13 protein-coding genes and 1 pseudogene are annotated in these 14,498 nt (G+C 59.9%); 4 read left to right on the top strand and 10 right to left on the bottom strand.

Annotation, left to right across the window (positions count from 1 at the left end):
* Positions 1–465: 465 nt before the first annotated feature.
* Positions 466–777, top strand: coding sequence for a WGR domain-containing protein (locus tag AC5SEO_RS25000; protein WP_112192288.1), 312 nt, complete (start codon positions 466–468; stop codon positions 775–777).
* Between the two features lie 33 nt (positions 778–810).
* A complete protein-coding gene (locus AC5SEO_RS24995; RefSeq protein WP_035200990.1) occupies positions 811–1,089 on the top strand; it encodes an HU family DNA-binding protein in 279 nt (92 codons plus the stop codon).
* Between the two features lie 149 nt (positions 1,090–1,238).
* On the opposite strand, the gene AC5SEO_RS24990 is transcribed toward AC5SEO_RS24995, so the two are convergent.
* The 8 genes and pseudogenes from AC5SEO_RS24990 to AC5SEO_RS24955 form a co-directional block, all read right to left on the bottom strand.
* Positions 1,239–1,400, bottom strand: coding sequence for a hypothetical protein (locus tag AC5SEO_RS24990; RefSeq protein ID WP_174038061.1), 162 nt, complete (start codon positions 1,398–1,400; stop codon positions 1,239–1,241).
* A 319-nt stretch (positions 1,401–1,719) separates the two neighbouring features.
* Positions 1,720–2,031 (bottom strand): DUF736 domain-containing protein, encoded by a 312-nt coding sequence (locus AC5SEO_RS24985; RefSeq protein WP_003517402.1) that lies wholly within the window; start codon positions 2,029–2,031, stop codon positions 1,720–1,722.
* A 590-nt stretch (positions 2,032–2,621) separates the two neighbouring features.
* Positions 2,622–3,554 (bottom strand): ArdC family protein, encoded by a 933-nt coding sequence (locus AC5SEO_RS24980; RefSeq protein WP_025591405.1) that lies wholly within the window; start codon positions 3,552–3,554, stop codon positions 2,622–2,624.
* Positions 3,555–3,985: 431 nt separating this feature from the next.
* Positions 3,986–4,585 (bottom strand): hypothetical protein, encoded by a 600-nt coding sequence (locus AC5SEO_RS24975; RefSeq protein ID WP_076846236.1) that lies wholly within the window; start codon positions 4,583–4,585, stop codon positions 3,986–3,988.
* A gap of 505 nt (positions 4,586–5,090) precedes the next feature.
* A pseudogene (locus tag AC5SEO_RS24970) lies at positions 5,091–5,438 on the bottom strand (DUF1419 domain-containing protein); the annotation flags it as partial.
* Positions 5,439–5,578: 140 nt separating this feature from the next.
* Positions 5,579–8,836 (bottom strand): error-prone DNA polymerase, encoded by a 3,258-nt coding sequence (locus AC5SEO_RS24965; RefSeq protein WP_495364123.1) that lies wholly within the window; start codon positions 8,834–8,836, stop codon positions 5,579–5,581.
* Positions 8,833–10,344, bottom strand: coding sequence for a Y-family DNA polymerase (locus AC5SEO_RS24960; RefSeq protein ID WP_162705482.1), 1,512 nt, complete (start codon positions 10,342–10,344; stop codon positions 8,833–8,835). Before AC5SEO_RS24960 ends, AC5SEO_RS24965 begins: the two co-directional genes overlap by 4 nt.
* Positions 10,265–11,017 (bottom strand): ImuA family protein, encoded by a 753-nt coding sequence (locus AC5SEO_RS24955; RefSeq protein WP_035200997.1) that lies wholly within the window; start codon positions 11,015–11,017, stop codon positions 10,265–10,267. The genes AC5SEO_RS24960 and AC5SEO_RS24955 overlap by 80 nt, the downstream gene beginning before the upstream one ends.
* Before the next feature lie 282 nt (positions 11,018–11,299).
* On the opposite strand from AC5SEO_RS24955, the gene ligD reads away from it, so the two are divergent.
* Together ligD and AC5SEO_RS24945 are read left to right on the top strand one after the other, a co-directional pair.
* The gene (ligD, locus tag AC5SEO_RS24950; RefSeq protein ID WP_112401592.1) at positions 11,300–12,352 is read left to right on the top strand and encodes a non-homologous end-joining DNA ligase; all 1,053 of its coding nucleotides are present in this window, start codon (positions 11,300–11,302) and stop codon (positions 12,350–12,352) included.
* Between the two features lie 58 nt (positions 12,353–12,410).
* Entirely contained in the window at positions 12,411–13,175 is a 765-nt protein-coding gene (locus AC5SEO_RS24945) for an SOS response-associated peptidase (protein ID WP_112401593.1), read from the top strand.
* A gap of 127 nt (positions 13,176–13,302) precedes the next feature.
* On the opposite strand, the gene AC5SEO_RS24940 is transcribed toward AC5SEO_RS24945, so the two are convergent.
* Positions 13,303–13,890, bottom strand: coding sequence for a DUF1349 domain-containing protein (locus AC5SEO_RS24940; RefSeq protein ID WP_003517419.1), 588 nt, complete (start codon positions 13,888–13,890; stop codon positions 13,303–13,305).
* Positions 13,880–14,350 carry a transposase family protein gene (locus AC5SEO_RS24935; protein ID WP_495364125.1) on the bottom strand — a complete coding sequence of 157 codons (471 nt, stop codon included), beginning with the start codon at positions 14,348–14,350 and terminating at the stop codon, positions 13,880–13,882. The genes AC5SEO_RS24940 and AC5SEO_RS24935 overlap by 11 nt, the downstream gene beginning before the upstream one ends.
* Positions 14,351–14,498 lie beyond the last annotated feature (148 nt).

Raw genomic sequence — 14,498 nt, 5'->3', positions numbered from 1 at the left:
CTTCATCAGCGCCAGTGCCGCGTCGATAGCCTTCTAGCGCTTCGATCAGGTCGTTGTGTCTCGTTGAAGGATGGGCATGGACACCGAAGAATTGACGATGTGCTAGCTCAACCCGTCCTAGTGCCTCTCCAGCGTAGATGACAGATGCTCCTGTATCGTAGTCGTCGCGGCCGCCGCTTCCTCAAAGGGTGCCATTTGATCCTCCTTTTTCGAAAACATGCGATACCTGAACATGGACCGACTGACGATTGGAAGCGAAGACAGCTCGCCATCTGATTTACCGGCTGTGCTCACCTCGACGATCGCGCCCGGGCGTATCGTTCAGACCGGGAAGCTTGATCCCGTGAGGATGATCGGACACTGCCGAAACCGCAACAGGCATCCATCACAGAAATGAATCGGACGCGACCTTTCGATTCATAAGTCTCGTTGGACCAGATCGCGAGCATCGCCGATCATGCGGGGATGGAAACACACCACTACCAGCTTTATTGCCAGAGGATCGACGCCAACAGGAACATGGCCCGATATTACGCGCTCGCGATCCGGCCAACCCTTTTTGGCGAAATAGCCGTCGTGCGAAGCTGGGGACGGATCGGCAAGGCTGGCGGGGAGATGACCGAGGTGTTCGGCAATGAGAATGATGCGATATCGCGCTTCCTCGAACTGGTACTGCAGAAGCGCAAAAGGGGCTATCAACCGGCAAGAAGCTGTGGAAACCCCTGCAGGAGCGCCACTCTAAGCACAACGCCGCATGACAACGTAATGATCGCCTGAAAGGGTTTTCCCGTCTTTAACGAGGAAACCGTCATGACCACAACCAATGAAATCGCCGAAAAGATCGCATCCGAACAGAACCTGACCAAAGCCCAGGCGAAATCGATCGTCGAAACCGTCTTCGCGTCGATCACGAGGGCAGCCACGTCCGGAGCGGAAACATCTATCCCGGGATTCGGCAAGTTCAAGATCAAGGATACCCCGGAGCGTGAGGCTCGCAATCCGGCAACCGGCGCCACCATCAAGGTTGCCGCTGCGAAGAAGCTTACGTTCCAGCCTGCCAAAGCACTGAAAGATGTGCTGAACAAGTGAGCCGCACCGCGGTAAGCGGGGTCATCAGGGGGGAGCCGCCAAAGGCAGACGGCGCAGCGTCATCGGCGCTGCTTGCCATCACGCTTAAGCTGATCTCGATCTCGATGGCAATCGGACGGTAGTGGCAGCATTGCGGGTGTATGCCACCCTCAGAAGGGCGGCACGGCCTCAACGGAACCGTCCTGCTCGGCCATGATAACGGCCAGTTCGGCCAGAGCCAGTTCCAGCTCCGCGGCAATCTGGCGACGCTCGTCTGGGTGGCAATGGTTCATCTCGGCGCGCAGTTCTTCGATATGTTGTTCCAGTAGCATCGTCATCTCCTTGACGTTTGAGAAAGATGACGCCGCGGGGCGTGAGGAAATGACGGGGTCAGGGATCGCGTCGGCGACCGCCAGAGGCGGCGAGTGGGGTGCCGGTTTTGTTGAAGCGCAGGGAACCGGAGCGGAAGCAAAATCGGGGGGCCACGCGAAGTCCTTGAGGCCGGCATTTGCTCGCGGCACGATTGGTCACTCTGAGCAGACCCCGCCTCTCCGTATCGCGACCAGAAGAAGAAGCGGGCTAGATGCCCGGTTCCTTCTTGGTTTGAACAAGAGAAAAGCCCCGCCGTTTCCGGCAGGGCTTCGTCTTTGATCAGGCGTCGCGCTTCGGGCGGTTCCAGACCAACGTATAGTCGCCTTCCCTCTCGGTCGGCCAAAGTGCCGCATTGATCGGGGCCGGGAAGCTCGGATCGTCGAGCTTGACCGAGATGTAGGGCTCTCCGTCGCCGGAAACCTGGCTCCAGGCGGCGCCGACTTCGGCCGCTCCGGACATGATCCGGAAGTCGGGAGCGTCGCGGGATGTGCGTTCGATCGGGTTCAGGCGGGCCTTCATGGAGACCGTCAGAGTGCGTACGTGGCCGAGGATGGTGTTGCCGTTGGTGGTGAATTCGCCGATGATTGCCATTGTCGTGATCCTTTCGGTTTGATCGGGCCGCGACCATCGCGTCCTCGATGACTGTCGATTTGATCGGGGACGATCGGACCGCATCCTTAAGGGACCGGAATGCAATGGAGGGCGGCGGGAGACGGCTTTCTTGGACCGCGAGGAATGCGAACGCAGGTCGCAGGGGAAGAAAGGGGGCGATGCCGTTGCGGGAGAACGATCGAGGCGCAGCCGCTCTTCGATCAGACATGTCAAATCGAGGCCGCGTTGGCCGCGCCCACTTCCTATGCCCGAATGGATGGCAGCAATGGCCACATCGATCGTTTGGGCATTGCCGGGCCAATGCGACAAGTCCGGTGAGCGTCGCCGAACTTTCCTTCTCGATGGCGGCTCCGGTTTTCAATCGGGCACATGTTGCCCATGCTTGCTCGTATCCGCAAACATGACCTGTTGCTGATGCGCAACGCATTAGGGCCAGTCGCAGCAAAACTGGCTCGCGCCCGCACGGAACAAGATCGCCTTCGCTTTCCTCCCGAACGGTCAATCCGCGCTGCCCGGATTCAGATTTTGGGAGCAGTACCAAAGGACGCTCTAAAAAGAGAGGGGCGCTATTACACTGCCTCCCTCGTCGCGCAGGCATCCGCCCTTGGCTGAAGACCGTGGAGATAATTGACCGCCCGCTGCGCATGCGCGGCCGCCTGGAAAATTGCCCGTTTGTCGTTGGCCAGCACCGAGAGCCATGACTGCAGATAGGACGCGTGATCCGGCCGCGGCTCAAGTTCCGGCGCGATACCGAGGTCAGCGCAGAGGAAGCAACTGCCAAGTTCGGCAATGAGTTCTTCCCGCGCTCGCTCCGTCCGGTCCTTGGCATAGCGCGACAGGTCGCGTCCCACGCGATGTTCTGCCGCCGTCCAGTGGGTCGCCTCATGGCTGAGGACTGCCGCATACCCGGCGGCATCGCGGAAGGCTTCGAACGGTGGCATCTGGATATAGTCCATGGCCGGAGAATAGTATGCCTGTTTGCCGCCGTGCCGAATGACTGCGCCGGTATTGCGGAAGAACTCGTCGGCGTGACCGATGCGCTCGATCGGGCTCAGGAGCGGTTCGGGTACGCCATGATAGTGGTCAGGCAGGCCGTCGATCTGCGCCACGTTGAACACCGTGTACGATTTAAGGAACGGAATATCGCGCTCCACCTCGCCGCCATTGCTGTCGGTCTCCGACTTGGTGAAGCGGCTTGCATAGATGACCGTCGTTCCGGTCTCGCCCTTGCGAACAGCTCCATCCAGCTGCAAGGCCTGTTTGAACGTCATCCATGTCGGCGAGACATAGCCCCTCGCTGTGCTCTCCGACCACAACAGCAGCACGTTGAGACCGCTATAGGCTTCGCCGTTGTGGCGCAGCGGCCGGGTGATCCGTCCGGTCGTATTTGCGGCCGACCAGGGCTTCATCCACGGACGGACGCCTTTTTCCAGATCCGCAACGATCCTGTCGGTGATCCGCGCATAGAGATCGGCGCGCTCGCCCTGCCCTTTTCTTTTCATATCCTTGAACCTCCGTTTTTGGAGGTCGCGACCATCGCGACCCCGTCACGTCGGTCAAAAGCCGGGCAGATCAGGGATGAGCGCACGCGGAACGCGCCGTAACAACGTGAAGGAGGGCGAAGCCCTTGCGCGAGACCCTCGGCCCGGCAGACCGAAGGCGGGACGGGGTCGCAATGGACAGATTCCCGATCTTCATCCGCAGCCAATGCGAGGGCTTCGCCAGCAGGACCACTTTCTGCCGCACGGTAGCCGATGGAATCTTAGCAACGGCGCGGTTGAGGTTGGGACCTTCTGTCGACGCATTGAAGTCGCGTCCCGTCGTAGATTCGAGGTGGTGGCCGGCACAGGCCCTCGTTACTTCGAGCTGACGAGAACAGGACACCTTCGTCGACGTGAACAAAGGCGGGGCCGGAGCCCCGCCGTGATGGATGTTATTCGAAGGCTGACAGCTGGACTGCTGCCGCCTTGCGGTCGAGCGTCTGGCCGGGATTTTCGACCGGCCGGTCGAAGGGCTTCCATGTTTCGCCCACCACCTGCTCATAGGCTGCGACAGCGCCGACGGCCGCCATTCTGAGCGCATGTGCCTGGATGCCCATGTCGGCTGCGAATTCGCGCTTGCGCTGGGCGGCGCTCTCATAGCCGACCGGACCGTCGAGATCCTCGTCGCGGGCATCCGCAGCGCTCTTGGCGGTGGCGTTCCGCGCCTCGGTGACGGCGCGGGAGTAGAACTGGCCGGCGCCATGGGCCGATCCGACATAGGCCCCGACGATGCGCTGCAGATGGATCTGCATCGCCCGGTCGCCAAGGCCATCGGAAAGTGCGGTGGCGGTTTCGACGATCAGGCGCTCGTGCATGCCACGGATGCCATCGCTGTCGACAATGGCGATCCCGAAGCTTTCGGCGATCCGAAGCGCCTGTGTTTCATCGGGGCATGAAAGGCGGACCATTTCGAGGGTGGCGCCTCTGCGCAGCGGCACGACGCGGGCGGATTGGCGGATTGATTGGCGGGATTGGGTTGCTGACTTTGCCATGGTGGTCTCCTTTGCTTCGCCGAAGTGTCGGCCCCCTGGCCGTTCTGTCCTTCGGTGCGGTCGAAAGGAACAGGCGCAATCCGGGCGGATCAGGGCCCGGGCAGGCCAGATCGAGCGAAGCAGGCAGGCGGTCAAGCAGGGGTGACAAGCCCTTGCGAAGCCCGCGTGCCTGCTTTGTCGAGAGCGGCATGACCGGCCGCCCCGCGGCGCGACAGCGGCCTTGAACCGAACGGGCGCCGGTTCAGACGCCACGAAACCGAAGGACGGAACGGCCAGAGGCAAACCTCGGATGCCGAAGCTGAGAGGAAACCACGCTAGACCTGCGCCAGGCCGCGCCGATCCAACGTCCAAGCCGCAGCTTGCCCAGTCATCACAACCGCCGACGTCACTATCGGCTCGTGGTCCCGTTTGGCCTGAGCCACCCGGCAGATGTGCACGGGCACGCAATGATGCGATTGCATCCTCCTGTCGCGCGAGCTTTCACGAAAGTCCATCGACGGAGGGATTACGCCGCATAACCGCGATAATCGTCGGCGGTGCTCGACCAGATATGTTCCAGCTTCTCGTCGTGCGTCATCACAAGGGAGGGCCTGGATTCGCGTTCGATGACAGCGCTTTGCATGCGTTCGGGCGAGCTCTTGTCGGCCAGGTCGCAATAACCGCGGAAGTGCCGGATGCACCCGTCGACCGGCAGAGAGAAGAGGATGCTGGTGACCAAACCGTTCGGGAATTCGCGCATGGTGAATATCCCGGCCTTGATCGAGAGCGGCGGCAGTATCTCCAACGTGTAGTCGCGGGATGCCTCGGCGATCTCGAACCATTCGCCGCTGTAGAGCGCGCTGTCGTCCCACTCCCATACATGCTCAGCCTCGTTCGGTAATTATCGCGCTGATGTGGCACCCATGGCTGCACGCCAACTCTACTGTTTTCCCAAAAATGCTGCGGGGGCCCTCGAGGGACGCCAAGCGGCGCGGCTCCCGGGATAGCGAAAAATCACTGAAAATTCCTGCTCTTCACCTTCAGCGTATCGATATGGAGATCGGGTGTGAACATGTCCCGCGGGACAACAGGCTTTTGTCGATCACGCGAATCCGGCCCGCCGCCGCCGTGGGCAAACTCGTCGCCCCGCCCCGCCGGCAGCCTGAACCCGGTATCCCGATCAGCCAGACCGACAAGGTCCGCTGACAGGTCGAAGAGTTGCTGCGCGACAAGATGCACGACCTCCCCTTCCCGCTGAATCCGCCCATTGATTGCCATCATCGAGGATCCGAGCACCACGCTCCTGCGCTTCTCGAACAGTGACGGCCAGACGACGATGTTGGCAGGGCCTGTTTCGTCCTCGATGGTGATGAACATGACACCCTTGGCCGACCCGGGCTTCTGGCGCACCAGCACCAGACCTGCAGTATAAACCCATCGCCCATCCCGAGCATTCATCGCCTCCGCACAAGGGATGATGTTGCGTGCCGACAGGTCCCTGCGCAGGAACGCAACCGGATGCTGCCGTAGCGTCAAGCCCGTATGGCTGTAATCTTCGATGACGTTGTGCCCGTCCGTCATCTGCCGAAGGGCGACCTCCGGCTCCTGCTGCTCAGCAATTGCCGCCATCTCCCGCTCAGTCGCGGCGGCAAACAACGGCAATGGCTCATCACGCAGCGCCTTGATGGCCCAGAGCGCGTCGCGCCTCTCGAGTTTGAGCGATGGCAGAAAGGCATCGGCCTCTGCCAGCTGGACAAGGGCCTCCGTCGGCACGCTGGACCGGCGCCACATGTCATCGACGGATAAGAAAGGACTATTCATTCGTGCCGTCACGATCCGCGCTGCGTCGGCGACAGCCAGTCCCTTTACCTGCCGAAACCCAAGCCGGACAGCATGCCGATCGGTGCTGCCGATCTTTTCCAGCGTGCAGTCCCAGCGCGAGCGGTTGACGCACACAGGTCGCACCTCGACGCCATGCTTGATCGCATCACCGACGATCTGGGCTGGAGCATAAAAACCCATCGGCTGACTGTTCAAAAGCGCCGCGCAAAAGACATCCGGATAATGGCATTTGATGTAGTTCGATGCATAGGCGATCAGCGCAAAAGATGCCGCGTGACTTTCCGGAAAACCGTAGCTGCCGAAACCTTCGAGCTGGGAAAAGGTCTTTTCGGCGAACTCCGCCGAATAACCGTTCTTGACCATGCCGGAGACGAGTTTTTCCTTGAAGCGGGAGACCCCGCCGGTGAACTTGAAGGTGGCCATCGACTTACGCAGCTGGTCGGCCTCGCCACCGGTAAAACCGGCGCAGACCATGGCGACGCGCATGGCGCTCTCCTGAAACAGCGGCACGCCCAGCGTCTTGCCGAGCACGGCCTCAAGCTCGGGTGTGGGATACTCTACCGGCTCCTTGCCTTCGCGGCGGCGAAGATAGGGATGCACCATGTCGCCCTGGATAGGACCGGGCCGGACGATCGCCACCTGCACGACCAGATCGTAGAAGGTGCGGGGTTTCAGGCGCGGCAGCATCGCCATCTGGGCGCGGCTCTCGATCTGGAAGGTCCCGAGCGTATCGGCTTTTCTGATCATTGCGTAGGTGGCTGCGTCCTCCTGCTGGATCGTAGACAGATCGAGATCCTCGCCCTTATCCTCACGGATGAGATGAAACGCCTTTGCCATGCAGGTGAGCATGCCGAGTGCGAGCACATCCACCTTCATGAACTTCAGCGCCTCGACGTCATCCTTGTCCCATTCGATGATCTGGCGGTCCTTCATCGTTGCCGGCTCGATCGGCACGAGATCGTCCAGCCGGTCATGGGTGAGGACAAATCCTCCTGGATGCTGGCCAAGGTGGCGTGGCGCACCCATCAGCTGCTGCGCCAGTTTCAGGGTGAGCGCTAAGCGCCGGTCGTCCGGGTTGAGGTTGAGTTCCCGGATGTTTCTGTCGGGCACTTCCTCCGACCAGGACCACATGCCCGATGACAGCGCCTTGATCACGTCTTCCGGCAGGCCGAGCGCCTTGCCGACATCGCGGATCGCTCCCTTGGCACGATACCGCGTAACGGTGGCGCAGAGGGCAGCCTTGTCATGTCGGTAGGTCTTGTAGATCCATTGGATGACCTCCTCGCGCCGTTCATGCTCGAAGTCGACATCGATATCCGGCGGTTCGTCGCGCTCCTGGCTGACGAAACGCTCGAACAGGAGGTCGTTGGTCGAGGGATCGATAGAGGTAATGCCGAGAATATAGCAGACGGCGCTGTTGGCCGCCGATCCCCTGCCTTGGCAGAGAATGCCCTGGCTTCTTGCAAAGCGCACGATCGAAAACACCGTCAGAAAATACGGCGCATATTTCATGGCGCGGATGAGATCGAGCTCATGCCGTACGGTTTTCAAGACGTCGGGCGGCAAGCCTTCCGGATAACGATCCGGCAGGCATTGCCAGACATAATGCTCGAGCGATCCCTGAGCATCCTTGCCCGGCACAATGGCTTCCTCCGGGTACTGGTAGGTCAGTTCCTCAAGCGAGAACTTGCAACGACGCACGATCTCCATGCTTCGTGCCAGGGCCTCCGGATAGCGCGGAAATAGGCGAGCCATTTCTTCCGGAGGCTTCAGATATCGGTCGGCATGACGCTCGCGCTCGAAGCCGACATCGTCGATCGTTGTGTTATGCCTGATGCAGGTGACGATGTCCTGCAACTGCCGCCGACCCGGCTCATGAAACAGCACGTCATTGGTGACAACGGTTTTGACCCTGAACCGTGCCGCCATGTTGGAAATCTCATGGAGCCGCATCTGGTCGTTGGGTCGCCGGCGCAGGCACAGCGATACATAGGCTCGATCACCAAAAACGTGCGCCAACTTGCGAAGCTGCGCGGCGCATGTGGTGTCCGGCAGATCCGGCACCAGAATGCCGATCATGCCTTCCGAGTAAGCCATGACATCGTCCCAGTGCAAAATGCAGTTGTTCTTGCCGCCGCGCGACTTGCCAAGCGTGATGAGCCGGGTCAGCCGCGAATATGCCGGACGATCCATCGGATAGACCAGCAACGACATACCGTCGGCAAGGTCGAGGCGACAGCCAACGACGAGGCGGAGACCCGTCGCGCGGGATGCTTCAAGGGCGCGGACGATGCCTGCGAGCGAATTACGATCGACGACGCCGATCGCACTGATCCCAAGGAGTTTTGCAGTATCAAACAACTCCTGCGCCGACGAGGCACCACGCAGAAACGAAAAATGTGTCGTGACCTGGAGCTCGGCATAGCTCATGCGAATATCCCGTGGCAGAACCAGCGGTGTGACCCGGTTTCCGGATCAATACCGTCGCCGGAGCGGAACACCCACAAGCGCTCGCCTGCTTCGTCCTCGATGACAAAGTAGTCGCGCACGGCGTCCATTTCGGCATCTCGCTGCCACCATTCCCCGAAAATGCGTTCCGGGCCGTCGGCACGTTTGACCTTGCGGCGTTTGCCACGCCAGACGATGGAGACTGGGGGCCGGTCCGGCATCAGCGCGATCGCCTCGATCAACTCAGGTCTCGGCAAGAGACGAACGGGGCGGCGCCAATGGCTGACCCAGGCAACGGCGATCGGTTCGGCGACGGGGCTGATGCGCTGGACAGAGCGTTCCGGCACATCGGAGGCGACCGGTGCGACGCGATAGACCCTCTGCCCCCGGTTTCCATAGAGGTCGATCAGCGGCGTGACATCAGTGACCTCATCCTCGACCAGAGCAGAGGCTTTCTGAGCCTCCTCGAGAGGCTCGGCTATCACGGCGAGCAGGATCAGCTTTTCGATTCCGAAGCCCGGCTCGATCTTTTCCGTCCGGTCCCGAAACAGTTTTGTCAGCCAGGCGACATCGCGGGCGGGCCTGGCGGTTCCGGCGCGGATGGCCTGTCTCGTGCCATCGACCTTCTCGACGATCAGGTCGGCACGGCGAACGCCAAGCCCGCGCTGCTGGAGTTCGTCAACGAGTTTGACGACTAGACGGCCAACATATTTATTGATTGTTTCCGCAGCCCCGATCGGTTCGGCGAAGGCCTTGGAGACTTCAACCAGCTCTGCCGTCCGGATGGGCTCGATCGGCTCGGCGACACGACAGAGCATCTGGTCGAGACGGCGACCGACCTCCGGACCGAAGCGCAATGTCAGCGGGGCCCGCGGGGTGTTGGCAAGCTCGCCGATTGTCTGGAAACCGAGAATGCGCAGATCAGAGACGATCTTTGACGGCAGGCGCAGAAGCGAAATCGGCAGTTTTTCGACGGCACGGGCCGTCTCGCCCGGAGGAACGACAATCGTTTCGCGATTGATTGCGCGGGCGCAAGCATGGGCAGCACCCCAGCTGTCGGCAACCGCCACGCGCGCCGTCAGTTTTCGGGCAAGAAACTGGTTGGCGATCTTCGTCACCATCGGCAGTTCACCACCCTGCAGATGATCGGCGCCTTCCGTATCCATGACGATACCATCAATCCCGTCGACGGCGCCGATCGGCGAATAGATCGTCAGCGCCCAGAGCGTGATGCGCTCGAGCGCGGCTTGATCGGCTTGCGAATCTGCGTCAACCAGCATCAGGCCGCGAAACAGCGACTGCGCCTTTGCCGCCGCCATGCCGGCATGCACGCCCGCCTTTCTGGCAGCCGGATCGGCGGCAGACACCCATCGCTTCGAACCGATTCTCGCGATCACGGCGATTGGCTGTTCAGGCGGAATAGACGGATCGGCCCGACGAATGCGATCCGTCGGCAGATCCGGAAGATAGATCGAGACGACCCTTGTCATCGCACGCCCTCACGAGAAACTCAGCACACTCACCCGCTTTCACGCGCATCAATTCCAGAAACCATTGAGGCCTGCCCACCCCCGGTACCGGCAACTCCTCTGACGGCATCACGCTGACACGCCACCGCGTGGTCGAGGCCGTCGGCTGCCCAAAGTCATTGGCCTCCGTCTGTCGCCGCCATCGGCGGACCGCAAGCGCCATGGTCCCGGTTCGCTCGGCTGCAAGCTGCAGACGGCGGGAACTGACCATAGGCAGGCGAACAAGTTCACCGACGACGGCACCAAGTCCGCCGAAGGAAAGGCCCTCCTCCATATTGGCCAGCACATCCTCTTCCTTGTCGGATTCAACAAAGATGACGCGGTCGGGATGCAGACCCACATGGGCAAGAGCTGGAAAAAAAAGATCCGGTCGCGTCAGACACCAGATGACGGGGCCTTTTGTTCTTGCGGCAATGCCGGCAACACAAAGGGCGGCCGCTGCACCATCGACAGTACCGGAGCCACCGCCTGCAAACTCGTGCAGCGCGCCATAGGCGAGGCCCCCGCCAGGCAAGGCCGCATCGATCTCGGAAACGCCAAAAGAAAGTGTTCCGGCCCGCTTCGCGGATACCCCTTCCATCGACGCGATGCGATCTCTCAAGTCACAAATCACCCTCTGACGGGCAGCACTCATCGTTCACGGCTCCCTTCAAGGTCGTGTTCAAAGGATCGACATTATGTCGTACGGGCTATATGTTCATTGTTTGTTCTCGTAGTGCAAAAGAGTCAAGCACCCCAAAGTTGAGGAATATTATCCCAGTATTAGCAAAGTCGAAGATTCGAAAAGGATTCAAGGAGGTAAGGGGAAACAGAAATTTTTGCAGCGCTTGCGTCCGTCGGGTTCAAAATGGTGGATGGCGGGGATAGATGAACGGCGTCACAATCTTCTTAAGGTTTTCGTGCTGAACTCGTTTGCATGACGAAGCCACCGAGATCAAAGCCGCTCCTTCGTGATACCGAAGCTCCGCTACGGTCAAAGCCGCGTCGGAAGCGCAATCCCGCACAGCCACAGCTGCTGTTTGATCCGATGCCCGATCGCGTCGAGCCGGCGCTCGCCCAATCGAAGGCGCACCCTCCACAAGGCGACCAATGGAGCTGGGAGCTGAAATGGGATGGCTACCGGCTGGCTATCCATATCGAGCAGACAGGGGTCCGCATCCTCACGCGTGGTGGCCATGACTGGACGCACCGGTTTCCGGCGATCGAGCAGGCTGCCCGGGCGCTTGGTCCGGCAACGATGATCATTGATGGCGAGGCGGTTGTGCTTGACGATGAAGGGCGGCCGGATTTCGGGCTACTGCAGAAATCGTTGGGTGCGTCTGGAAAGACGGCTGGCAACCGAGCTTCGGACGCCATCCTCTACGCGTTCGATCTTATTTATCTCGACGGCCATGACCTGCGCAACGTGGAGTACCGTTCGCGCCGGCATCTTCTCGAGGATACGCTGAAGGGGCACGACGGCGCGATCCGCCTTTCGGAAACCATTGACGCCGATCCCGCGATCCTGCTGGAACACGTTGGCAGCCTTGGCCTCGAGGGCATCGTCGGCAAGCAATTGGATCAACCCTATCGCTCCGGCCGGACCGGCGACTGGGTCAAGATCAAGTGCGTTAAGAGCGAAGCCTTCATGGTTGTTGGCTACGAGCCATCGACGGCATCGTCCGGCGGCTTCGGCTCTCTGGTGCTTGCTGCCTATCGCGGTGACGAGCTCGTTCATGTCGGGAACGTCGGGACGGGCTTCAGGCAAGCCGAGATGAACAGGCTGCGCAAGATGCTCGACAAGCTGCGCTGGAAACGGAAGCAGCCGTCTGTTCCCTATGCCGAAAAGGCAGACATCGTTTGGGTCGAGCCGACTTTGATTGCCGAGATCGAGTTTCGGGCCTGGACGGCCGACGACAAGCTACGCCATTCTTCCTATAAGGGCTTGCGGGAACGGCAAGACAATGCCGACGTTTACAAGCTCGACTAGCGACGCAGGCGGAACTCACCACACAACTGCATTCGGTCGCAACGGAGGAATTGCTGCCATGTGCAATCTATATCGGATGGAAGACAAGGACTGGGTCTCCAAATGGGCTCAGGACGCCGAAAGCCTGATCAACCTGATGCCAGCCTATCAGATGAACCCCGACCAAATGGGGCCGATCGTCCGCAACACGGCGGAAGGCAAGAAGCAGCTTGTGCATGCGCGATGGGGATTACCTTTCCCTCGCTTCGCCTTGGAGAAAGCGGCCAAAGCCAAGGCCGAGAAGCTCGCGGCCAAGGGCAAGCCATTTGATCTCGAGGAGCTGATCCGCATGGAGGCCGACCGCGGCACGACGAACGTGCGTAAGCTCAATTTCCCGCACTGGACGCGATGGTTCGACGTCGAACACAGATGCCTTGTCCCAGTCACCAGCTTCGCCGAACCGGATCCGGCGAGCAGAGAGGAAGGCGGCAATGTGCCCAATGCCTGGTTTGCCCGCGATGACGAGAAATCGCTGATGTTTTTTGCCGGCATCCATGTGCCGCAATGGAAGAGCGTCCGGAAGGTTCGGGACGGACTCACGATCGACGACCTCTATGGTTTTCTGACCACAGACCCCAACGATCTCGTTAAACCGATCCATGGGAAAGCCATGCCGGTTCTGTTGCTGACGAAGGAGGACACGGACATCTGGATGCGGGCGCCGTGGGACGAGGCAAAACATCTTGTCCGCCCGCTTCAGAACGATGCGTTGATTATTTCGTCGCGAGAACCGTACGGGTCCACCGTCGTGTCGAAATCGGGCGAACCGGTTGACCAAGACTGATTTATGTAGTGTCTGATCAGGCGGCACTGGCGCCGAGAGGCCGTGGCTGCTCGTATCCCTTTACTGGCACCTGTTACAAGGACGATAGATCGAGGCGGCATTTACGAAGAACTCTCTTAAATAGCTGCTAGCTGGACAGGTCGTGGAGATCGGTAGTGATCGCCGCACCGACTGAAAACTCCGAAAACCGGACATCCAGTCCGCCACGCTCAGGCGTACAAGCAGTCAACCCAACGAAATAATGGGAAACTTTAGGAAACGGAGCAAGCCGCAGCAACGGCCAAATGCTCCCATTGGAGGATGCCTGAATACGCATCGTGCCTTCCTTCAATGTAATCCGGATATAGAAATCTTCAAGTTCCTTGAAGGGCTGGGACACTGACCAGTCGGATTTTCCATCGGTGATGACTGTGCTGAGAAACCGTTCGCCATCTGTAAACTCAACGCCTGACTTCACCCATCGATTTTCATCAATGCGCACCATAAGACCGGCCTGATCGTAGAGAGACCGGAATTCGCCTTGGACGCGGACACTCGCTGTGAAACCATCCACGACCGTTACGCCTAGGAAATGGCCACTGTCGCGCGTGAAGCCGTAATGCGTTTCACGCCAGAAGTCAGTGTTTGCATCGGTGGTTAAAGAGAGACCCGTCTCGGTGGCTTCCCACACTACAGGTTTATTCAGCCACTCGGCTTCTTTGAGATTAACGTCCACGGCACTGTCTCCAGAATTGCCCTTGCATCACTGCTGGTGGGGCTATTGCCCGACTCAACGGATACCCGTGATCATAAACCTGGTAAAGTGAGTGCTGTCCTGCTGCCAGTTTCGTGGACACCAAGTTAAGGTGCTTCCAACGAAACTGGAGTGCATAAATGCAACGAAGGAAGTCCAGCCGCGAGTACAAGCTTGAGGCAGTGAAGTTCGTTAGGGAGCGTGAGGCCACACCGTCACCGAAGCGCTCGGCAAAAATCTTTCGATGGCAGTTGGTAGCACTATAGACAAAGCGCCTGACGGTCAGATGCAATTCGATCCGTCGAGCCGTACACGGCAGATCACCGATCACCGGAGGGGAACGGCTATGAACTCGACGGGAAACGGTCCCGCAGTGGGGATAGATGGAGTCCGTTGACCCGGCGGACGCAGTGACAACGATCGCATCGGTGGCATCATGCATCGATTCAACGTTCAAACTGGCCGGGATCAGGTCGGAAGTCAAAACTGGGCTCGCATGGCGCTGACCGCCCTTCGGAAATCACACCAATTGAATCCGAAACATCGTCGAGCCTGAGTCAGTGCCCAAAAAGATCCCGCGGCCATAGTCG

Source organism: Agrobacterium sp. K11, from assembly GCF_059429395.1.
This window is presented reverse-complemented; position numbering and strand designations above follow the sequence as displayed.